General features: G+C 68.0%; 23 protein-coding genes. 16 read left to right on the forward strand and 7 right to left on the reverse strand.

The annotated features are described in order from the left end of the window. Positions 1-49: 49 nt before the first annotated feature. The 7 genes from A9974_RS25700 (at position 50) to A9974_RS25730 (ending at position 6,411) form a co-directional block, all read left to right on the forward strand. Entirely contained in the window at positions 50-601 is a 552-nt protein-coding gene (locus A9974_RS25700) for a 3-hydroxyanthranilate 3,4-dioxygenase (RefSeq protein ID WP_183007006.1), read from the forward strand. A 67-nt stretch (positions 602-668) separates the two neighbouring features. After that, positions 669-1,670, forward strand: coding sequence for an amidohydrolase family protein (locus A9974_RS25705; RefSeq protein WP_183007007.1), 1,002 nt, complete (start codon positions 669-671; stop codon positions 1,668-1,670). 54 nt (positions 1,671-1,724) lie between these two features. Beyond that, a complete protein-coding gene (locus tag A9974_RS25710; RefSeq protein ID WP_183007008.1) occupies positions 1,725-2,900 on the forward strand; it encodes an ABC transporter substrate-binding protein in 1,176 nt (391 codons plus the stop codon). A gap of 54 nt (positions 2,901-2,954) precedes the next feature. Then, the gene (locus A9974_RS25715) at positions 2,955-3,875 is read left to right on the forward strand and encodes a branched-chain amino acid ABC transporter permease (RefSeq protein ID WP_183007009.1); all 921 of its coding nucleotides are present in this window, start codon (positions 2,955-2,957) and stop codon (positions 3,873-3,875) included. Between the two features lie 12 nt (positions 3,876-3,887). Then, entirely contained in the window at positions 3,888-4,874 is a 987-nt protein-coding gene (locus tag A9974_RS25720) for a branched-chain amino acid ABC transporter permease (RefSeq protein ID WP_183007010.1), read from the forward strand. Then, positions 4,871-5,662 (forward strand): ABC transporter ATP-binding protein, encoded by a 792-nt coding sequence (locus A9974_RS25725; RefSeq protein WP_183007011.1) that lies wholly within the window; start codon positions 4,871-4,873, stop codon positions 5,660-5,662. Before A9974_RS25720 ends, A9974_RS25725 begins: the two co-directional genes overlap by 4 nt. Beyond that, positions 5,659-6,411: an ABC transporter ATP-binding protein gene (locus A9974_RS25730; RefSeq protein ID WP_255468324.1), complete on the forward strand. Its 753-nt coding sequence runs from the start codon at positions 5,659-5,661 to the stop codon at positions 6,409-6,411. The genes A9974_RS25725 and A9974_RS25730 overlap by 4 nt, the downstream gene beginning before the upstream one ends. A 78-nt stretch (positions 6,412-6,489) precedes the next feature. Here A9974_RS25730 and A9974_RS25735 read toward each other — a convergent pair whose 3' ends face one another. Then, entirely contained in the window at positions 6,490-8,094 is a 1,605-nt protein-coding gene (locus A9974_RS25735; RefSeq protein ID WP_183007012.1) for a mannitol dehydrogenase family protein, read from the reverse strand. Between the two features lie 221 nt (positions 8,095-8,315). Here A9974_RS25735 and A9974_RS25740 point away from each other — a divergent pair, with 221 nt between their 5' ends. Genes A9974_RS25740 through pyrF form a run of 3 tightly spaced genes read left to right on the forward strand, consistent with a single transcriptional unit; the run spans position 8,316 to position 10,913 of the window. Beyond that, positions 8,316-8,714, forward strand: a complete 399-nt coding sequence (locus A9974_RS25740) for a diacylglycerol kinase (RefSeq protein WP_183007013.1) — start codon at positions 8,316-8,318, stop codon at positions 8,712-8,714. Between the two features lie 55 nt (positions 8,715-8,769). After that, positions 8,770-10,086, forward strand: a complete 1,317-nt coding sequence (locus tag A9974_RS25745) for an NAD(P)/FAD-dependent oxidoreductase (RefSeq protein WP_370539683.1) — start codon at positions 8,770-8,772, stop codon at positions 10,084-10,086. A gap of 8 nt (positions 10,087-10,094) precedes the next feature. Further along, positions 10,095-10,913: an orotidine-5'-phosphate decarboxylase gene (gene pyrF / locus A9974_RS25750; RefSeq protein ID WP_183007015.1), complete on the forward strand. Its 819-nt coding sequence runs from the start codon at positions 10,095-10,097 to the stop codon at positions 10,911-10,913. Positions 10,914-11,019: 106 nt separating this feature from the next. On the opposite strand, the gene A9974_RS25755 is transcribed toward pyrF, so the two are convergent. The 6 genes from A9974_RS25755 to ribBA all read right to left on the reverse strand — a co-directional run bounded on the left by A9974_RS25755 (position 11,020) and on the right by ribBA (position 15,683). Further along, the gene (locus A9974_RS25755; RefSeq protein ID WP_183007016.1) at positions 11,020-11,586 is read right to left on the reverse strand and encodes a CinA family protein; all 567 of its coding nucleotides are present in this window, start codon (positions 11,584-11,586) and stop codon (positions 11,020-11,022) included. Beyond that, on the reverse strand, positions 11,583-12,089 hold the full coding sequence (locus tag A9974_RS25760; RefSeq protein ID WP_183007017.1) for a phosphatidylglycerophosphatase A: 507 nt from the start codon (positions 12,087-12,089) through the stop codon (positions 11,583-11,585). The genes A9974_RS25755 and A9974_RS25760 overlap by 4 nt, the downstream gene beginning before the upstream one ends. A 151-nt stretch (positions 12,090-12,240) precedes the next feature. After that, positions 12,241-13,284, reverse strand: coding sequence for a thiamine-phosphate kinase (gene thiL, locus A9974_RS25765; protein ID WP_183007018.1), 1,044 nt, complete (start codon positions 13,282-13,284; stop codon positions 12,241-12,243). Positions 13,285-13,500: 216 nt separating this feature from the next. Further along, positions 13,501-13,998, reverse strand: a complete 498-nt coding sequence (gene nusB / locus A9974_RS25770) for a transcription antitermination factor NusB (protein ID WP_183007019.1) — start codon at positions 13,996-13,998, stop codon at positions 13,501-13,503. Then, positions 13,967-14,497: a 6,7-dimethyl-8-ribityllumazine synthase gene (gene ribH, locus A9974_RS25775; RefSeq protein ID WP_006391339.1), complete on the reverse strand. Its 531-nt coding sequence runs from the start codon at positions 14,495-14,497 to the stop codon at positions 13,967-13,969. Before ribH ends, nusB begins: the two co-directional genes overlap by 32 nt. Positions 14,498-14,507: 10 nt before the next feature. Further along, on the reverse strand, positions 14,508-15,683 hold the full coding sequence (gene ribBA, locus A9974_RS25780) for a bifunctional 3,4-dihydroxy-2-butanone-4-phosphate synthase/GTP cyclohydrolase II (protein WP_183007020.1): 1,176 nt from the start codon (positions 15,681-15,683) through the stop codon (positions 14,508-14,510). Between the two features lie 147 nt (positions 15,684-15,830). Between ribBA and A9974_RS25785 the strand changes: the two genes are divergently transcribed. The 6 genes from A9974_RS25785 (at position 15,831) to phnE (A9974_RS25810) (ending at position 21,149) form a co-directional block, all read left to right on the forward strand. After that, positions 15,831-16,646, forward strand: a complete 816-nt coding sequence (locus A9974_RS25785; RefSeq protein ID WP_183007021.1) for an HAD-IIB family hydrolase — start codon at positions 15,831-15,833, stop codon at positions 16,644-16,646. A gap of 10 nt (positions 16,647-16,656) precedes the next feature. Then, positions 16,657-17,472 (forward strand): IclR family transcriptional regulator, encoded by an 816-nt coding sequence (locus A9974_RS25790; RefSeq protein WP_025139470.1) that lies wholly within the window; start codon positions 16,657-16,659, stop codon positions 17,470-17,472. Positions 17,473-17,660: 188 nt separating this feature from the next. After that, positions 17,661-18,659: a phosphate/phosphite/phosphonate ABC transporter substrate-binding protein gene (gene phnD / locus A9974_RS25795; RefSeq protein ID WP_025139469.1), complete on the forward strand. Its 999-nt coding sequence runs from the start codon at positions 17,661-17,663 to the stop codon at positions 18,657-18,659. A gap of 5 nt (positions 18,660-18,664) precedes the next feature. Then, positions 18,665-19,435: a phosphonate ABC transporter ATP-binding protein gene (gene phnC / locus A9974_RS25800; protein WP_183007022.1), complete on the forward strand. Its 771-nt coding sequence runs from the start codon at positions 18,665-18,667 to the stop codon at positions 19,433-19,435. Continuing rightward, positions 19,432-20,328, forward strand: a complete 897-nt coding sequence (phnE, locus tag A9974_RS25805; RefSeq protein ID WP_183007025.1) for a phosphonate ABC transporter, permease protein PhnE — start codon at positions 19,432-19,434, stop codon at positions 20,326-20,328. Before phnC ends, phnE (A9974_RS25805) begins: the two co-directional genes overlap by 4 nt. Continuing rightward, positions 20,325-21,149 carry a phosphonate ABC transporter, permease protein PhnE gene (phnE, locus tag A9974_RS25810; RefSeq protein ID WP_183007023.1) on the forward strand — a complete coding sequence of 275 codons (825 nt, stop codon included), beginning with the start codon at positions 20,325-20,327 and terminating at the stop codon, positions 21,147-21,149. Before phnE (A9974_RS25805) ends, phnE (A9974_RS25810) begins: the two co-directional genes overlap by 4 nt. The last annotated feature ends 278 nt before the right edge of the window (positions 21,150-21,427 follow it).

Raw genomic sequence — 21,427 nt, forward strand, 5'->3', positions numbered from 1 at the left:
AGCCTAGACTCCCATCAACCCCCAAGCCCGAGCCCTCCCGGAGACCGCCATGCCCGCCTACGGCCCGCCCTTGAATTTCCAGCGCTGGATCCAAGACCACGCCCACCTGCTCAAGCCCCCCGTCGGCAACCAGCAGATCTGGCAGGACGCCGACTTCATCGTCACCGTCGTGGGCGGTCCCAACCATCGCACCGACTATCACGACGATCCGCTGGAAGAGTTCTTCTACCAAGTCCGCGGCAACGCCTGGCTCTCGCTCTGGATCGACGGCAAGCCCGAACGCGTCGACCTCAAGGAAGGCGACATCTTCCTGTTGCCGCCCCACGTGCGCCATTCGCCGCAGCGTCCCGAAACCGACAGCGCCTGTCTGGTCATCGAGCGCCAGCGCCCGCTCGGCCTGCTCGACGGCTTCGAGTGGTACTGCCCCCACTGCGGCCACCTGGTGCACCGCGTCGAAGTCCAGCTCAAGAGCATCGTCACCGACCTGCCGCCCCTGTTCCAGGCCTTCTACGGCAGCGAACAGAAGCGCACCTGCCCCGGCTGCGGCGCCATTCACCCCGGCAAGGCGCAAGCGCCGGCCACGCAACCCGCGCCGGCCTGACGGATACGCTGCCCCCGCTCGATCCGCAACACGCCGCCTCCACCCACGCTTGCCGCACGCCTCACCCATGACCCAGAAAATCGACATGCACGCCCACTTCTTTCCGCCGATCACACGGCGGGAAGCGGCGGCGCTGGACCCCGTCAACGCTCCCTGGCTGCGGCGCGACGGCGACGGCTCGACCGGCCAGATCATGGCCGGCGACCGCCCGTTCCGCCCCGTCGACGCCACGCTGTGGGATCCGGCCCTGCGCGTCGCGCAAATGGACCGCCATGGCGTAGACGTGCAGATCCTGTGCGCCACGCCCGTGATGTTCGGCTACACCTATCCCGCCCAGGCCGCCGCCGATTGGGCTGCCCGCATGAACGACCTGGCGCTGGAACATTGCGCCCATGCCCCCGCCCGCCTGAAGGCCCTGGCCCAGGTGCCGCTGCAAGACCTGGACCTGGCCTGCCGCGAAGCCTCGCGCGCCCGCGCCGCCGGCCACCTGGGCGTGCAGATCGGCAACCACGTCGGCCCGCGCGACCTGGACGACGACACGCTGGTGCAATTCCTGGTGCATTGCGCCAACGACGACATCCCGGTGCTGGTGCACCCCTGGGACATGATGACCGACGGCCGCATGAAGAAATGGATGCTGCCCTGGCTGGTCGCCATGCCCGCCGAGACACAGCTCGGCATCCTGTCGCTGATTCTGTCCGGCGCCTTCGAACGCATTCCGCGCAGCCTGAAGCTGTGCTTCGCCCACGGCGGCGGCAGCTTCGCTTTCTTGCTGGGTCGCGTGGACAACGCCTGGCGCCATCGCGACATCATCCGCGAAGACTGTCCGCAACTGCCCTCGTCGTATACCGATCGCTTCTACGTCGACAGCGCCGTGTTCGATCCGCGCTCGCTACGCCTGTTGATCGACGTGATGGGCGAAGACCGCGTGCTGCTGGGCTCGGACTATCCGTACCCGCTGGGCGAACAGGAAGTCGGCAAATTGGTTTCGCATTCCGGCCTGCTGCCGGCCGTGCAGCAAAAAATTCTGTTCGGCAACACCGTGGCGTTCTTTGGCCTGGGCCACTGAACACCGCATCGCCACCACATGACCGTGAGACACGGCAACGCAAGGGGAATCACCATGAAACGCATCCATCTGCTGGCCGCCGTAGCGGCCCTGGGCCTGGCCCACGGCGCGCCCGCCTGGGCCGACGTCAAGATCGGCCTGCTCACCACGCTGACCGGCCCCGGCTCGGTGCTGGGGCAGGACCAGCTCGACGGCTTCATGCTGGCCGTGGAACAAGGCGGCGGCAAGCTGGGCGGCGTGCCCGTGCAGGTCATCAAGGAAGACGACCAGTTCAAGCCCGAAGTCGGCGTGCAGGCCGCGCGCAAGCTGGTGCAAAGCGACAAGGTGCCCATCATCACCGGCGTGGTCTATTCCAACGTGATGCTGGCGGTGGCCCGGCCCGTGACCAGCGCGGGCGTGTTCCTGATCGGCTCGAACGCCGGCCCCACCAACCTGGCCGGCAAGGACTGTTCGCCGTTCTTTTTCTCGACCTCGTGGAACAACACCCAGCGCCACGAAGGCAGCGGCGAGATGGCCAACCAGATGGGCTTCAAGAAGGTCTATCTGCTGGCGCCCAACTACCAGGCCGGCAAGGACGCCATGGCCGGTTTCAAGCGCTTCTACCAGGGTCAGGTGGTCAACGAGGTGTTCACCCAGGTGAACCAGCCCGACTACTCGGTGGAGCTGGCCGCGCTGGCCGACGCCAAGCCGGACGCCGCCTATGTGTTCTTTCCCGGCGGCATGGGCGTGAATTTCGTCAAGCAGTACCGCCAGGCGGGCCTGTTCGGCAAGATCCCGCTGCTGTCGGTGGACACCATCGACGGCGCCACCCTGCCCGCGCTGGGGCAGGACGCGTTGGGCGCCGTCACCAACGTGCCCTACTCGCCCGACCTGGACAACGCCGCCAACAAGGCCTTTGCCGCGGCCTTTCGCCAAAAGTACGGCCGCGAACCGTCCAGCTACGCCGCCCAGTCGTGGGACGCGGCGCAGCTGATCGGCTCGGCGCTCAAGCGCACCGGCGGCAAGGTCGACGACAAGGAAGCGTTGCGCAAGGCGCTGGAGGCCGCTGATTTTCAATCGGTGCGCGGTGAATTCCGCTATCAGCCCAATCACTTCCCGGTGGCCGGCTTCTTCCGCGCCGACGTGACGCAGGGCGCGGACGGCAAGGTGGGCTTCGTCAACAAGGGCCCCATCTTTCCCGACCTGTCCAAAGTATCGGATCAGTACGCCACGCAGTGCGTCATGAAATGAAGCCCTGGCGGCCCGCGCAACCGGGCCGCCGAGGCAGATGAGAGGTAAGGCTCCATGTCCGCGACGCTGCTGCTGGTGCAGGCCCTGAACGGCCTGCAACTGGGTATCCTGCTTTTCCTGCTGGCCGCCGGTTTGACGCTGGTGTTCGGCATCATGAACTTCATCAACCTGGCGCACGGTTCGCTGTACATGATGGGCGCCTTCATCGCGGCCACCGTGTTCCGCCACACCGGCTCGTTCCTGCTCGCGGCCGCCGCCGTGGTGGCCGGCATGGCGCTGCTGGGCCTGCTGCTGGACCGCATCGCGCTGGCGCGGCTGTATCCGCGCGAACACCTGGACCAGGTGCTGGCCACCTTCGGTTTCATCCTGTTCTTCAATGAGCTCACGCGCATCATCTGGGGCCCCGCGCCCATCAGCATGGGATTGCCGTCGTGGCTGTCCGGCACCATCGACCTGCTGGGCGTCACGTATCCGCTCTACCGCTTCCTGATCATCGTGGCCGGCCTGGCCGTGGCGGCGGGCTGCTATGTGCTGATCCACCGCACCCGGCTGGGCATGCTGATCCGCGCCGGCTCCACCGACCGCATGATGGTGGGCGCGCTGGGCGTGAATATCGCGCGGCTGAATACGCTGCTGTTCGTGCTGGGCGCGGTGCTGGCCGGGGTGGCCGGGCTGATGGCCGGCCCGATCCTGTCGGCCCAGACCGGGATGGGCGAGCCGATCCTGATCCTGACGCTGGTGGTCATCGTCATCGGCGGCATCGGCTCGGTGCGCGGCGCCTTCCTGGCCGCGCTGATGGTGGGCCTGATCGACACGCTGGGCCGCGCGCTGCTGCCGGCGCTGCTGCGCGCGCTGCTGTCACCCGCGGCCGCCAACGCGGCGGGGCCGGCGATCGCGTCGATGCTGATCTATATCGTCATGGCGCTGGTGCTGGCGCTGCGGCCGCAAGGCCTGTTTCCCGTGCGGCACGGATAAGGGGCGCGCAACATGCTTGAACTTTCTCCGCGCAAGCTCACCGCCGGCCTTCTGCTGCTGGCGCTGGCCCTGGTGCCGCTGTATGCGCAATGGCAAGGCGAACCTTTTTTGCTGGCCCTGTTCGGGCGCGTGCTGGTGTACGGCATTGCCGCGTTGGCGCTGAACCTGCTGCTGGGTTATGGCGGCATGGTCAGCTTCGGCCACGCGCTGTACCTGGGCCTGGGCGCCTACGCCGTCGGCGTGCTGAACCACTACGGCATCGACAACGGCTGGCTGCACCTGACCGCCGCCCTGGGCGCCTGCGCGGTGGTCGGCCTGGTCAGCGGCTATATCGCGATGCGCACGTCCGGCATCGCTTTCATCATGATCACCCTGGCATTCGCGCAGATGTTCTATTTCCTGGCGACGGGGCTGGACGGCTTCGGCGGCGACGACGGCATGTCGCTGTTTTCCGGCAGCGACTTCGGCCTGTTCCGGCTGGATACGCCGCTGGCGCTGTACTACGCGGCGTTCGGCGTGCTGCTGCTCACGCTGGCCGGGCTGCACCGCCTGGTGCATGCGCCTTTCGGCATGGCGCTGCGCGGCTGCCAGGCCAACGAGCGGCGCATGCGCGCGCTGGGTTTCGCCACGCTGCGCTACCGGTTGGCGGCCTACGTGATATCGGCCATGGTGTCCGGCGTGGCCGGCGTGCTGCTGGCCAACCTGACCCTGTACGTGTCACCGTCCTACCTGGCCTGGACCACCTCGGGCGAGCTGATCGTAATGGTGGCGCTGGGCGGCATCGGCACGCTGTTCGGCCCGGTCGCGGGCGCCCTGGCCTTCCTGCTACTGGAAGAAGGCCTGAAGCTGCTGACCGACCATTGGATGCTGGTCATGGGCCTGTTGATCGTCGGCGTGGTGCTGGCGTCCCGCCGCGGTCTGTATGGCGGACTGTCGGACACGCCCTGGCGCGTGGGCGGCCTGCGGGCCGCGCCGCGCCCCACCGGAGAACCGCGATGAGCGCCCTGCGCGTGGAAAGCCTGGTCAAGCGCTACGGCGGACTGACCGTCACCGACGGCCTGTCGCTGGACGTGCCCAGCGGCGAGCTGCACGCCGTGATCGGCCCCAACGGCGCGGGCAAGACCACGCTGATCGGCCAGCTCAGCGGCGAGCTGCGGCCCGACGGCGGCCGGGTGCTGCTGAACGGCCTGGACGTCACCCGCATGCCGGTCGAAAAGCGCGTGCGCCACGGACTGGCGCGGTCCTACCAGATCACCTCGGTCTTCAAGCCCTTCACCGCGCTGGAAAACGTTGCCATGGCCGTGCAGGCGCGGCGCGGCCACAGCTTCCGCTTCTGGCGGCCGGTGCTGTCCACGCCGGCCCTGCTGGACCCGGCCCGCGAGGCGCTGGAGCTGGCCGGGTTGAGCGGCCGCGCCCACACGCCGGCCGGCGAACTGGCGCACGGCGAATTGCGCCAGCTGGAGCTGGCCATGGTGCTGGCCTGCCGGCCCACGCTGCTGTTGCTGGACGAGCCCATGGCGGGCATGAGCCAGCATGAATCCGAGGCCATGACGCAGCTGCTGCAGCGGCTGCGCGGGCAATACACCATTGTGCTGGTGGAACACGATATGCAAGCCGTCTTCGCCCTGTCGGACCGCATCACGGTGCTGGTCTACGGCCGCGCCCTGGCCTGCGGCAGCGCCGACGACATCCGCCGCGACCCCCAGGTGCGGGAATGCTACCTGGGCAGTGAACGCGGCCACGCCGGCCGCCGCGCGCAAGCGGCTTTGGCGCGAGCGGCATCATGAGCGCCGGCATGCATCCCGATCCGCATTCCCGCGCATCCGCCGCGCCGCTGCTGTCCCTGCGCGGCGTCACCGCGCACTATGGCGCCAGCCAGGCGCTGTTCGGCATCGACCTGGACATCGGCCCCGGCGAATTCGTCACCTTGCTGGGCCGCAACGGCATGGGCAAGTCCACCACCGTGAAGGCCATCATGGGCCTGAACCGCGCGAGCCAAGGCGCGATCGCCTTCCGCGGCCGCGACATCACGCCCTTGCCGTCGTACAAGGTGGCGCAGTGCGGCATCGGCCTGGTGCCCGAAGGCCGCCACGTGTTCCCCAACCTGTCGGTGCGCGAGAACCTGATCGCCACCGCGCACAACCGCCAAGGCCTGGCGGCGCCCTGGACGCTGGACCGCGTCTACGCGCTGTTTCCGCGGCTGGGCGAGCGCGCGCGCCACCTGGGCAGCCACCTGTCGGGCGGCGAGCAGCAGATGCTGGCCATCGGCCGGGCGCTGCTCACCAACCCGCGCCTGTTAATCCTGGATGAAGCCACAGAAGGGCTGGCGCCCGTGGTGCGCGAAGAAATCTGGCAGGCGCTGGAAAGCCTGAAACGCACCGGCCTGGCAGTGCTGTGCATCGACAAGAACCTGGAGCCGCTGCTGGCCACCGCCGATCGCCACGCCATCGTGGAAAAAGGCCGCGTGGCGTGGACCGGCACGTCACAGGCCTTTATCGACGACGAACCGAGATTGCTGCAGTACCTGGGCGTGTAGGGCCGCGCCCGTATCGCAATATCGGGCCGTGCGCCCTGATGCGCCGGGCGGGCATCAGGGCCGCTTGACGCGAGCTTGCTATGCGCCCACGCTGACCGGTTCGCGCAGCGGCGCGACCGCCACGGCATCGACGGCATCCGGCGCCGGCATCGCGGGCGCCGGTTCACGCGCCACCGCCTCCAGTGCATGCAACACGCCATGCTCGCGCAGCGTTTCCAGCTGCGCGGCCAGTGCGGCAATGAAGACCGGCTTCTTGCCCAGGTCGCCAAACACCGGCCGGTAGCCCGCCAGCACCATGGCGCGGCGATGCGCGGCCTGATTGGGCGCGGCCGCGCGCGCCGCCACGTCGGCCCGCGCCAGCAGCTTGGTCACCGGTCCGGCCAGGGGGTCCTGGATCGGGTAGCGCCTCCCCGCTACGTCCTCGCCGCGCAGATAATGCAGCCACGCGGCCACCGCCAGCGCCAGCCGGCGGATGTCGTCGCCGCCGCGCAACCGCTCGCGGATGGTCGCCAGCAGACGCTGCGGCAACTTCTGCGAACCGTCCATGGCGATCTGCTGCGTCGGATGCGGCAACGCCGGATTGGCCACGCGCGCCAGAAAGCGGTGGCGGTAGCCTTCGAGCCCGACGTCTGGAATGCCCTTGAGCGTCGGCGCGATCTCGTGGCGCATCATGTCGTCCAGAAACGCGCGCAACGGCGGCAACGCGGCCGCCTCGTGGATCGTGCCGATGCCCAGCAGCGCCCCCAGATAGGCCAGCGCCGAATGCGGACCGTTCACCATGCGCAGCTTCAGCCGCTCGTAGGGCGCGGCGTTGGCCACGAAGGTTGCGCCCGCTGCTTCCCAGGCAGGGCGCCCGGCGGCGAACTTGTCTTCGATCACCCAGTTCAGGTAGGGCTCGGCCACCACCGGCCACGCGTCCTGCACGCCCAGCCGCTGCGCGATGCGTTCGCGGTCGTCGTCGCGGGTGGCCGGCACGATGCGGTCGACCATGGAATTCGGAAAGGTGCAGTGCTTGTCGATCCAGCTGGTCAGCGCCACATCGATCCGCAGCGCAAACGCCAGCACCAGACTGCGCAGGGTGTCGCCGTTGGCCTGCAGGTTGTCGCAGGACAGCAGCGTCAGCGGCGGCAAACCGCGCTCGCGGCGCAGCGCCAGGCCGTAAACCAGAAGGCCGATCGCGCTGCGCGGGCGGATCGGGTTGTCCAGATCGTGCAGGATGTCCGGATCGTCCCAGCGCAAATGGCCGGTGGCGGGCTCATGGCAATAGCCCTTCTCGGTGATGGTCAGGCTGACGATGCGCGTCTGCGGATAGGCGATGCGCTCGAGCACCGCATTGGGGTCTTCTTCGGCCACCATGACGCGCTGCACCGCGCCCACCACCCGGAGCTGTTCCCGGGGTTCACCGTCCGGGCCGCTGTCGCGCAGCGCCAGCGTGTACAGCCCGTCCTGCGGCGTCAAGGCATCGCGCGTGGCCGCGCTGCGCAGCGATACGCCCAGAATGCCCCAGGACAGGTCCTGGCTGGCGGCCATGGCCAGGTCCGTCGCCAGGGCCTGGTGCGCGCGATGAAATGCCCCCAAGCCCAGATGCACGATGCCCGGCGTCAGCCGGCCGCGGTCATAGGCGGGTTTTTCCACGTCTGCGGGCAGACGCGGCAACGACTCCGTGTTCAAGCGTTCCAGCATGGATTGCAGTGCCGTAGGGCGCCGTCATGCGTCTGCCATATGGCCTGCAGATAGGCGCGTTGGTGGGAATTCGCGCCAGGGTATCCCAAGGCCGCGGCGAAGGCAAAACGTAACTTAATATGACACCAAAACGCCGCCCGCGCCGGGACGCATCGCCCCAGGCTACAGCGGCAACCCATATCTGTTAAAAAGCCGCCACACCCGGTCTTATCACGCACCCCATGTCCACCCATCCGCACCACTCGCCCTACAAAAGCACCGGCGGCCTGCGCCGCATCCTGAATGCGCTGCGCTACTCGCTGCAGGGCCTGAAGGCCGCCATCAAGTACGAAGCGGCGTTCCGCCAGGAACTGGCCCTGGCCGTGCTGCTGATTCCAGCCGCCTTCTTTCTGGGCCGCACCACGGTCGAAGTCTTCTTCCTGATCGGCACCGTGATCCTGGTGCTGGCGGTGGAACTGCTGAATTCGGCGATCGAAGCCCTGGCCGACGCGCTGTCGGTCGACACCCACCCGCTGCTGGGCCGCGCCAAGGACCTGGGCAGCGCCGCCGTTATGCTATTGCTGTTGTTCACGGTGGCCGTCTGGGTCGGCGTGGCCGTCAGCCGGTTCGTGATGCACTGAATCCGGCCCCCGGCTTGCACGCCGCAGGGCCCCCGCCTCTATACTGGGAGCCATGATGCCTAACACCAAGCCAGCCTCCCCGGAACGCATTGTCATTGTCGGCGGGGGTGCCGGCGGCCTCGAACTGGCCGCCAAGCTGGGCCGCATCCACGGCCGTCAGCACGTCACCCTGGTCGACAGCCGCCCGTTCCACATCTGGAAGCCCTCGCTGCACGAAGCGGCGGCCGGCACGCTGGACATCCACCAGGAAGGCCTGTCCTACCTGATGCTGGCGCACATGAACGGCTTTTCGTTCGCGCAGGGTCCGCTGGTCGGGGTCGATCGCGAACGCCGGCTGGTCACGATCGACCCCGTTTCCGACTCGCAGGGCCAGGAAGTCCTGCCGCGCCGCGAGCTGGCCTACGACACGCTGGTGCTGGCCCTGGGCAGCACCTCGAACTTCTTCAACACCCCCGGCGCGGCCGACCACGCCGTGACGCTGGACACCACCGAAAACGCCGAACAGTTCCGCCTGACCATGCTCAAGGCGATGGCGCTGGTGGACCAGGCCAAGGTGCGCAACCCGTCTGCCCGGCTCGATCTGGTGATCGTCGGCGGCGGCGCCACCGGCGTCGAATTGGCCGTGGAACTCACCGAAGCCAGCCACGTCGTCAGCGCCTACGGCCTGCCGAACTTCCGCGCCGAACGCGACCTGGCGATCACGCTGGTCGAAGGCGCGCCGCGCATCCTGTCGGCGCTGCCCGAAAAAATCTCCACCGCGGCCACCGCCCGGCTGACCGAACTGGGTATCCGCGTCGAAACCGCGTGCCGCGTATCGGAAGTCACCGCCGATTCGGTCAAGACCGCCGATGGCCGCGAATTCCCCGCCCAGCTGTGCATGTGGGCCGCCGGCATCAAGGGCCCGGCCCTGCTGGCCGAGCTGGACCTGCCGCTGAACAAGCTGGGCCAGGTCGAGGTCAACGAACGCCTGGAAACCGCCGATCCGCACATCCTGGCGCTGGGCGACTGCTGCGCCGCGCCGTGGCGCGACGGCCGCACGGTACCAGCCCGCGCCCAGGCCGCCCACCAGCAGGCCGACTACCTGGCCAAGAAGCTCACCGCCCGCCTGCGCGGCGCGGCCGAGCCGACCACGCCCTACGTCTATGAAGACCACGGCTCGCTGGTGTCGCTGGGCCAGGACGCCGGCGTGGGCAGCCTGATGGGCAAACTGGCCGGACGAGGCCTGTTCGTAAGCGGTACACTGGCGCGCCTGATGTACATGAGCCTGCACCTGATGCACCACAAAGCGGTGCTGGGCATCTCGCGCACCGCCTCCCTGGCCCTGGCCCGCCTGCTCATGCGGCGCACGCGTCCCCGGGTCAAACTGCACTAGACTCCCCCATGAATTTCCTCCAAAGACTCGAACACGCCTGGACCTCCCGCAACTCGCTGCTGCAAGTCGGGCTGGATCCCGATCCGCAACGCTTTCCGCGCGAATTGCAGGACAAGCCCGATGCGATCTTCCAGTTCTGCCGCGACATCGTCGACGCCACCGCGCCCTACGCGTGCAGCTTCAAGCCCCAGATCGCCTACTTCGCCGCGCACCGCGCCGAAGACCAGCTCGAAGCCCTGTGCCAGCACATCCGCGACAAGCACCCCGACCTGCCCATCGTGCTGGACGCCAAGCGCGGCGACATCGGCTCGACCGCCGAGAACTACGCCCGCGAAGCCTACGAGCGCTACCAGGCGCACGCCCTGACCGTCAGCCCCTATATGGGCCTGGACTCGGTCGAGCCCTACCTGGCCTGGCGCGACCGCGGCGTGATCGTGCTGTGCCGCACGTCCAACCCGGGCGGCTCCGACCTGCAATTCCTGAAAATGGATAACGGCGAACCGCTGTACCTGCACGTGGCCGGGCTGGTGGCCGACAAATGGAACGCCAACGGCCAATGCGGCCTGGTGGTGGGCGCGACCTTCCCGAACGAACTGGCCGCCGTGCGTCAGCGCATCGGCGATGCGGTGCCCCTGCTGGTGCCCGGCATCGGCGCCCAGGGCGGCGACATCACCGCCACCGTCAATGCGGGCGCCAACGCGGCCCGCAGCGGCATGATGATCAACTCGTCGCGCGCCATCATCTACGCCAGCGGCGGCGACGACTGGCGCGAAGCCGCCGGCCAGGCCGCCCTCGGCCTGCGCGACGCGATCAACGCGGTGCGCTGATCCGTGCTTGCAGGGGCGCGCAGCCCCTGCTTGTCCGATCCGCGGCGTTGGCGCCGCGGTCCCGGACCCTTTCTTTCGGATGCGCGGCCGCCAGGCCCCGATCCGTTCAACGCCGGTTGACCGGCGCCCCCAGCAGTTCCAATACTCCCCGCAGCGCGTATTCCACCGCCGCCTGGCGCACTTGCGCCCGGTCGCCGGCAAACACGTGCGTCACTGCGCGGCTGCTGATGCCGTCGCCCACCCGCATGGCAAAGCCGAAGCACACCATACCCACGGGCTTGCCCGGCGTGGCGCCGCCGGGGCCGGCGATGCCGGTGGTGGACACCGCCACCTGCGCCCCTGGCGTCACCAGCAGCACGCCGTTGGCCATTTCCAGCGCCACGGGTTCGCTGACCGCGCCGAAGTGGTGCAAGGCGTCGGGCGAGACGTCCAGCTCGGCCACCTTGGCCTCGTTGCTGTAGGTGATGAAGCCGCGGTCGAACCATTCGCTGGACCCCGCCACGGCCGTCACGGCGCCGGCCAGCAGGCCGCCGGTGCAGGATTCGGCCGTGCCCAGGACCAGGCCTTGGCGCCGCAGCGTGTCGCCCACCCGCTCGGCCAGGCCCAGCGAGGTGGCGTGCGCCAGCTGCTCCGCCGACAGATTGGACCGGGTGCTTTCGTGTTGCTGGTTCATCCCAAGACTCCTGTGCGCACGACCAGCGCCATGATGAGCAAGGCGTATCCGGCCGCGACGATATCGTCCCACATTACCCCGAAGCCGCCCTTCAGGCGGGCGTCGAAGAACTTGATGGGCGGCGGCTTGACGATGTCGAACGTGCGAAACAGCACGAACGCCAGCGCCTGCGACAACAAGCCGGCCGGCGTCAGCCACAGCACCAGCCAGAACGCCACCATCTCGTCCCACACCATTCCGACATGATCGGGCTGCTGGAGTTCGCGGCCGACGCGGTCGCAGGCCCAGCAACCGTACAGGAAGGCCAGCGCCAGGAAGAGGCCGATGGCCAGGTCGGACGCGGCGGGCGCCGCGGCGACCCAGATGGCCCAGGCCAGGAGCGTGCCCCAGGTGCCCGACGCAGGCCGCACCAAGCCGCTGCCGAGCCCGAAGGCGATCAACCGCCCCGGATCACGGCAGACCCAGGCCAGGGACGGGTAAACGGCGCGCGAGCGTTCGCGCATGGAAAGAGAGCGAGGGGAAGAGGACGGCATGGGCAGTATGTGGCGGTGGCGGGAATCGGATGGCTGGATGGCGTTGCTGGGACGGGGCCTGGTTAACAGACGGTATTGGACGGCGGTATTGCGCCGGCAAGTCAGGCGGCGCAACCCCTCGTCATGCCCCTGGAAAGTGATCGAACCCTGCGGGTAACTGCGCTAGCGGCTGGCCCGTGGCATCCAGCACCACCAGGCGAGGCCGCGCCGCGCCCGGTATCGCGGACGAATCGCCGGCACGCGTGACGGAAGATGCCTGTATCGCCTCCTGGACCGGCTCGTGCGCCACGATGCCGCCCACCCGGGTCACGCGCGCCCCGGCCGTCCGTGCGGCGGCCAGCACGGCGTCGCGGCGGCCTGCCGGCGCGGTGAAGCAAAGCTGGTAGACGTCGCCGCCGCCCAGCACCGCGCGGCGCAGCGCATCCGCCGGCAGCCCGGCCAGCGCGGCGGCGGCCGGCATGCGGTCTTCGTGCAGCACCGCGTCCACCCGGCTGGCGGTCAGGATATGGCCCAGGTCCTGCAACAGGCCGTCGGAGATATCGATGGCGGCATGCGCGATGCCGCGCAGCGCCAGGCCCAGCGGCACCTGCGGTTCAGGCCACTCCAGCGCTCCACGGGTAGCGGCCAGCAGTTCGGAGTCGGCCGGGTATTGACCGTCCAGCAGGCGGTAGGCCACATCGGCCGCGCCCAACTCGCCGGATACCCAGATATCGTCACCCGCCCGGGCGCCGTCGCGGCGCAGCGCGGCGTTCGCGGGCACCGCGCCGAACACGGTCACGCTGATCGCCAGATCGTGCGCGCTGCGCGTGGTGTCGCCGCCGACCAGCGGGCAGCCGTGAACGGCGGCCAACGCATGAAAGCCTTCGGCGAAGGCGGCCAGCCACGGTTCATCGAGCCGAGGCAGCGCCAAGCCCAGCACGCAGCCGATCGGCCGCGCGCCCATGGCGGCCAGATCGGACAGATTCACGGCCAGGGCCTTGTGCCCCAGGGCTTTGGGATCCACGTCGGGAAAGAAATGCCGGCCTTCCAGCAGCAGATCGGTGCTGGTGGCCACCTGTTCGCCCGGCGGCACGGGAAACAACGCGCAGTCGTCGCCCACGCCCAGCAGGCCTGTCGGGGCGGTGCGCGTGAAATAGCGAGCGATCAGGTCGAATTCGGACGCCACGGCAACTCCGCAGTCCGGCGCAGCGGCCGGGATTGACTCCCAAACAGGAGGCACCTTCCAAAGGGAAGAGCGCTCCAGCAAGGGACGGGAAGCAAGCTCCAGGGATGCAGCCCCCTCAAAAAAAAGGGCCTCCCCGGACCGGGCCGCGCGGATCCGGGCTCCGCCGGTCCGCAGCGGCGCCCCCCTGAGGGAAGCGCGCGCAGCGCTTCGGGGGGGTTACCGCTTGGCCTGGACCTCGTGCGCGCGCACGTCGGCAGCCAGCTTGTCGAGCACGCCATTGACGAACTTGAAGCCATCGGTGCCGCCGAACGACTTGGCGAGCTCCACGGCTTCGTTGATGGCAACCTTGTACGGCACTTCGACGTGATGAATCAGTTCGAAGCTGCCGATCAGCAGGATGCCATGTTCGACGGGCGACAACTCGGCCAGCGGGCGGTCGACGTAAGGCGTGAACCGCTCGCGCAACGCGGGCGCTTCGCGCAGGACTCCGTGCAGCAAGGTCTTGAACCACTGCGCGTCGGCCTCGGAAAAATCCTCGGTGTCGCGCAGATGGGCGTCGATCTCGCCGGCGTCCTGCGTGCCCTGGCCGCCGCGCAGCAGCCACGCGTACACGCCCTGCAACGCGAATTCGCGTGCACGGCGGCGTGCGCTGCGCGCGTTGGCGCGGGCTTGCGCCGCGCTATCAGCGCTGGTCGTCGTCTTCTTCGTCGTCAAAATCTTCGTCCTCGTCTTCGTCGTCTTCGTCTTCTTCCTCGGGTTCCAGCGCCGCGACCAGGTTGGCCATTTCAACGGCCACCTGTGCGCAATCGCGGCCCTTGCCGGCGGCGCGGGCTTGCGCCTGCTCGTCGGTGTCCACGGTCAGCACGCCGTTTGCGACCGGGATGCCGGTTTCGAGGGAGATGCGGGTGATTGCCGTGGCCATTTCATTGCTGACCACTTCAAAGTGATAGGTTTCGCCGCGGATGACGGCGCCCAGCGCGATCAGGGCGTCGAATTCGAACGTTTCGGCCATGTGCGACAGGGCCACGCCCAGTTCCAGGGCGCCGGGCACGGTGGCGACCATCACGTCGCGCTCGTCCACGCCGAGTTCGGCCAGTTCTTTCAGGCACGCTTCGAGCTCGGCCTGGCCGATTTCTTCATTGAAGCGGGCGCGTACGATGCCGATGTGCAGCCCTTCGCCGTTCAGGTCGGGGGTAAGGATGTAAGGGTTCATGTGTCGGCCTTCAGTGTGTTGCGGGAGTATGCAGAGGGTCGCAATCGTAACCCGTAATGGTGAGCGAAAAGCCCGCCATGCTGGGCATCTTGCGCGGACGGGCCAGAAGCCTCATCTGGCCCACGTTCAGGTCACGCAGGATCTGGGCGCCGATGCCATAGGTGCGCAGGCCGTAGCGGTCGGCGTTGGCGGGGTTGGCATTGGCCTTGGGGTCGCTCCAGCCGGCGATCTGCGCGAACAGGTGTTCGGTGGACGACTGGCAATTCATCAAGACCAGCACGCCGGCGGGCGCCTGGGAAATGGTCTGCAGGGCCTGCGCCACGCCCCAGCTGTGCGGGCTGGCGCCGGTGTCCAGCACGTCCAGCACCGAGGCAGGTTCGTGCACGCGGACCAGCGTTTCGACGTCCGGCGTCACCGTGCCATGCACCAGCGCCAGGTGCGCCGAGCCGGTGGCCGCGTCTTCGTAGGCCACAGCCTCGAACACGCCCCAGGCAGTCTGCATGGGCCGCTTGCCCACGCGTTTGACGATGGATTCGTGCTCGCTGCGGTATTGGATCAGGTCGGCGATGGTGCCGATCTTCAGGTTGTGCTGGCGGGCGAATTCGACCAGGTCGGGCAGGCGTGCCATGGTGCCGTCGGGCTTGAGGATTTCGCAGATCACGGCCGCCGGGGTCAGGCCGGCCATGGCGGTCAGGTCGCAGCCAGCTTCGGTATGGCCGGCGCGCACCAGCACGCCGCCGGGCACGGCGCGCACCGGGAAGATGTGGCCGGGCTGGACCAGGTCGGACGGCTTGGCGTCGCGCGCCACCGCCACCTGGATGGTGCGGGCGCGATCGGCGGCCGAAATGCCGGTTTCGACGCCTTCGGCGGCTTCGATCGATTGCGTGAAATTGGTGCCGTATCGCGTGCCGTTGCGGGCGGCCATCAACGGCAGATCCAGCTGACGGCAGCGGTCTTCGGTCAGGGTCAGGCACACCAGGCCGCGGCCGTGGGTGACCATGAAGTTGATGGCCTCGGGCGTGACAAACTCGGCGGCCATGACCAGGTCGCCTTCATTTTCGCGGTCTTCTTCGTCGACCAGGATGACAATGCGGCCGGCGCGCAGCTCGGCGATGATCTCGGCGACCGAGGCGATATCGAAGGATTCCGGCTCGGAGCCGGGCAAAGAGGACAACTGGACGGACATGGCGGGCACGTAAACCAGGCAGGAAAGCCCGGATTTTACCGCCCCCGGCGCCAGAACCCCTACCGGGGCGCGACAGACCCGCCCAAACAGGGGCATCCGGTTAAACTTTCGGCCGGAGAACACCCTAGAAAACCAAGGAAAAACGCCATGCAAGCCCTTGCGGCCATGCCTTTGACCGTCGCGGCCGGGATTCGCGTCGTGCTGACCGATATCGACGACACGCTGACCACCGAGGGCCGCCTGCCGGCCGACGCCTACGCCGCGCTGGAACGCCTGGAACAAGCCAGCATCCAGGTGGTGCCGATCACTGGCCGCCCGGCCGGCTGGTGCGACCACATCGCCCGCATGTGGCCCGTGCGCGCCGTGGTCGGCGAAAACGGCGCCTTCTATTACGCCTACGACCGCCAGGCCCGCCGCATGACCACCCACTACTGGACCGACGCGGCCTCGCGCCAGGCCAGCCGCCAGAAGCTGGACGCGATCCGCGACCGGGTGCTGGCCGAGGTGCCCGGCGCCGCCGTGGCCAGCGACCAGGATTACCGCGTGGCCGATCTGGCCATCGACTTCTGCGAAGACGTGCCCGCCCTGCCCGAGGCCGACATCGGCCGCATCGTCCAGATCTTCCAGGACGCCGGCGCGCAAGCCAAGGTCAGCTCGATCCACGTCAACGGCTGGTTCGGCGACTACGACAAGCTGACCATGACTCGCACCCTGTTCCAGCGCGAATTCGGCCTGGACGTAGCGGGCGCGCTGGACAGCACCCTGTTCATCGGCGATTCGCCCAACGACGAACCGATGTTCGCGTATTTCCCGGTGTCGGTCGGCGTGGCCAACATCCAGTCGCAGTTGCATCGCCTGACGCACCGCCCCGCCTATGTGGCCGCGTTCCACGGCGGCGGCGGCTTCAAGGAAATGGCCGACCGCCTGCTGGCCGCCCGGGCGCCGCGCGCCCTGTCGGCATAAGGCGCGCGACGTGGCCACCGCCAAGACTCCCGCCCCGGCCGCCAACGACGGCCGCCGCAGCATCCAGTCCATCGAAGTGGGCGTGCCGCTGCTGGCCGCGCTGGTCGACGCGGCCAAGCCGCTGACCCTGCGCGATCTGGCCGCCGGCGCCGGCATGACGTCCGCCAAGGCCCACCCCTACCTGGTCAGCTTCATCCGTGTCGGCCTGGTGCAGCAGGACAGCATCACCGGCCAGTACGAACTGGGGCCCTTCGCCCTGCAGATGGGCCTGGTCAGCCTGCAGCGGCTGGACCCGGTGCGCATCGCCATGCCCGAGATCGCCAAGCTGCAATCCGAGATCGGCCACACGCTGGGCATCGCGGTGCTGGGCTCGCACGGCCCCACCATGATCCACATGACTGAAGCCAGCTACCCGGTGCACGTGAATATGCGCAAGGGCACGGTGATGTCCATGCTGCACACGGCCACCGGCCTGGTGTTCGCGGCCTGGCTGCCGCCCAAGGTCAGCGAGCACTACATCGCCCGCGAGGAAGGCGACACGGCGGTCATCGCCAGCGTACCGCCACCGCGCAAGGCCAGCCGCGCCAATATCGATGCGCAACTGGCCGACATCCGCGTGCACGGCATGGCGCGCGCCCTGGGCAATCCCCTGCCCGGCGTGGATGCCCTGTCCGTGCCCGTGTTCGACAACACCGGCAACATCGTGCTGGCACTGACCAGCCTGGGCCCCACCGGCCTGTTCGACGTGTCCTGGGACGGCGCCATCGCCCGCCCCTTGCTGGCCTGCGCCCACGAAATCTCGCGCAAGCTCGGCTACCGGGCCTGATCCGCCGCAGCGCAAGCAAAGCGGGCCCCTCCGGGGCCCGCTTTTTTTTCGCGCAAAAACGAACCAGAAGCGAACAAAACGAACAAAACCCGAAAAGAAAGGCAGGGACTTTCCCAAGTGTGCTCGGCGCACTCGTATGTTTGAATTCAGTTACTAGTCATATTCAACCCCATAAGAGGAGACATACGATGCGCGCTTTGCGTCTACTGCAAGCGGCCTCGCTGGCCGCGTTCGCTTTCGGGGCGTCCGCCGCCCAGGCCGCCGACACCTGCCCCAACCGGGGCGACCTCGACCAGATGTATTGCGACGCCGACAAGAACCTCGTGGCCGACACGCCCACCGACCCGGCCAAGCTGAAGACGCCGTCCACGCTCGTCTTCACCTACACCCCGGTCGAAGACCCGGCCGTGTACGAAGACATCTTCAAGCCGTTCACCAAGCACCTGTCCGAATGCACCGGCAAGCGCGTCGTGTTCTACCAGGTGCAGAGCAACGCCGCCGAAATCGAAGCCATGCGTTCGGGCCGCCTGCACGTGGGCGGCTTTTCCACCGGCCCCACCGCCTTCGCCGTGAACATCGCCGGCGCCGTGCCGTTCGCCGTCAAGGGCTACGCCGACGGCTTCCAGGGCTACAACCTGATCGTCATCGTCAAGAAAGACAGCCCCTACCAGAAGCTGACCGACCTGAAGGGCAAGAAACTGGCGCACACCGCGCCGTCGTCCAATTCGGGCCATATGGCGCCCGTAGCACTGTTCCCCAAGGAAGGCCTGACGCCCGACAAGGACTACAAGGTGGTCTTCTCCGGCAAGCATGACCAGTCCGTCATGGGCGTGAACTCGGGCGACTACGACGCCGCCGCCGTCGCCTCCGACGTGTTCAAGCGCATGATCGAGCGCGGCCAGGTCAAGGAAGCCGATTTCCGCGTCATCTACAAGAGCGAGAAATTCCCCACCTCGTCGTTCGCCTACGCGCATGACCTGGAGCCGAAGTTCCGCGACCAGATGCTCAAGTGCTTCTACGACTACCGCTTCCCGGCCGAGATGTCCAAGGCCTTCGACGGCGCCGACCGCTTCTACCCGGTGACCTACGAGAAGGACTGGGCCATCGTCCGCCAGGTCGCCGAATCCGGCGGCGAAAGTTTCAACCGCGCCGCCTACGACCGCGAATCCGCCAAGAGCAAGAAGTAATCAGCATGACGACGTCGCTACGCATTTCCGGCCTGGTCAAGGAATACCGGGCCGGCCGGCCGGTACTGAACGGCATCGACCTGCAGATCGCGGGCCAGGGCCTCACCGCCATCATCGGGCCGTCCGGCACCGGCAAGAGCACGCTGTTGCGCTGCATCAACCGGCTTATCGAGCCGACCCGCGGCGAAATCGTGCTGGAGTCGGGCGACGGCGCCGTCGATCTGGCCCGGGTGCGCGGCGCATCGCTGCGCCGCGCCCGCCGGCGCATCGGCATGGTGTTCCAGGAATACAACCTGGTCGAACGCCTGACCGTCATGGAAAACCTGCTGACTGGGCGACTGGGCTACACCAGCGCCTTCAAGGCCTGGACCCGCCGCTTCGAGGCCGAAGACATCGAACATGCCTATGCGCTGTTGGACACGGTAGGCCTGGCCGGCTTTGCAGACCAGCGCGCCGACGCCCTGTCGGGCGGCCAGCGCCAGCGCGTGGGCATCGCCCGCGCGCTGATGCAGCGCCCCCAGCTGCTGCTGGCCGACGAGCCCACCTCGTCGCTCGATCCCAAGACCTCGGTGGAAATCATGGAGCTGCTGTCGGCGCAGGGCAACGCCACCGGCATCCCCGTCATCGTCAACATCCACGACGTCGAGCTGGCGCGCCGCTACGCCAGCCGCATCGTCGGCATGTCTGGCGGCCACGTCGTCTACGACGGCGACGGCCAGGGCCTGGATGCCGCCATGCTCAAGACCATCTATGGAGGCGAGTCTTGGCTGGAATAACGCATCCCCGGGGCCCGCGCCCCTTCGCCCTGTCCGGCCGCGCCAAAGCCGGCCTGTTGTTGTTGCTGCTGTACACGGTGTACGCGGCCGCCCAACTGGACTTCAGCTGGAGCCGCTTCGAGTCCGGCATGGGCCACGCGTCCACCTTCCTGGCGCGCATGTTCCCGCCCAACTTCGAAAAGCCCGCCACGCTCTGGAAAGGCATCGCCGAAAGCCTGGAGATCGCCGTGCTGGCCTCGGTGCTGGGCATCTTCCTGGCCCTGCCTGTCGGCCTTTTGGGTGCGCGCAACATGATGCCCGCCTGGGTCTCGTGGCCCGCGCGCTCCATCGTCGCCCTGTGCCGCGCACTGCACCCCGTCATCGTCGCCATCCTGTTCGTCAAGGCCGTCGGCTTCGGCGCGCTGGCCGGCATCCTGGCGCTGACCGTCGCGTCCGTCGGCTTCATCGGCAAGCTCTTCACCGAAGCCATCGAGGAAATCTCGCTCAAGCAGGTCGAAGCCGTGCGCGCCACCGGCGCCTCGTTCGCCAACGTCATCGTCTTCGGCGTGCTGCCGCAGGTGTTCGCGCGCTTCATCGGCTTTGCCACCTATCAATTCGACTCCAACCTGCGCAACTCCACCATGGTCGGCATCGTCGGCGCCGGCGGCGTGGGCGGCACGCTGTTCTCGGCGTTCCAGCGCTTTGACTACGACTTCGTCAGCGCCATCCTGCTCACGCTCATCGCCATCATCATGCTGGGCGAAATCCTGGCCGGCTTCGTGCGCGCCGTGTTCCTGGACAACCTGGGCTTTGACCGCATCCTGCAAAGCCGCTTCGCCGGCGCGCGCGGCATCGGCTCCAGCCCGTCCAAGATCGCCAAGCCCGTCGTCAACAAGGCGGAGGCAGACCAATGAACGCCCACGCCCCCACCTTGCGCGACACCGGTACGCCCCGCGTCTGGCAACGCTACAGCCTGGGCCAGCGCCTGCTGCGCTTCGCCCTGTACCTGCTGGTCGTCGCCGCCATCGTCCAGGCCATCCGCGGCGTCGAAGTCATACCGGAATTCCTGTACGACGCCCCCGAACAGATGGCCGACCTGTTCCAGCGCATGTGGCCAGTGGACTGGGCCTACTATCCCAAAGGCGTACACGACGCCCTGATAGAGACCCTGCACATCGCCACGCTGGGCACCATCCTGTCCGTCATCATGGCCGTCCCCGTCGGCCTGCTCGCGGCCAACAACCTCACCCCCAGCAAGACCATCAACATGCTGGCCCGGCTGATTCTCGTTTCCAGCCGCTCGGTCAACTCGCTGGTCTGGGCCCTGCTCTTCATCGCCATCTTCGGCCCCGGCGCCCTGGCCGGCACGCTCGCCATCGCGTTCCGTTCCATCGGCTTCGTCGGCAAACTGGTCGGCGAAGCCATCGAAGAGGCCCAACGCGGCCCCATCGAAGCCGTCACCGCCACCGGCGCCAGCAAGGCCTCGGTCATCTGGTACGCCTACTGGCCCCAGATCCGCCCCGCCTTCTGGTCCATCGTGCTGCTGCGCTGGGACATCAACGTGCGCGAATCCGCCGTCCTGGGCCTGGTCGGCGCCGGCGGCATCGGCATGGCGCTGGACACGGCCCTGAACCTCTTCCAGTGGGACCGCGTCGCCCTGGTTCTGGCCGCCATCTTCGTGGTGGTGGTGCTGGCGGAAGTGATCATCACCCAAGCCCGCAAACGCATCCTCTGACCCAATACAGCGCCAATACAGCGCGCCGAACGTTCCTTTGCGCCGCCCGGAAACGGGCGGTTTTTTTTTGCACGCCAATCAATCCAAACGCAGTTCATCCACCCGCCCCGCGCAAGCGCGCAGCGTCATCGCATGACGCAAGACCCCGCGTAAGCCGAGCAAGGCCGCCCGCGCGGCCGGCACGAGGCGGGCCCCGCAAACTCCTCCATCCCCAAGATACGGTCAACAAAAACGCCAAGCACACCCCCCGCCCCAGCCCCCGCCAGTAAGGCACATCA

Source organism: Achromobacter sp. UMC71 (assembly GCF_014170305.1).
Classification (GTDB): domain Bacteria; phylum Pseudomonadota; class Gammaproteobacteria; order Burkholderiales; family Burkholderiaceae_B; genus Achromobacter.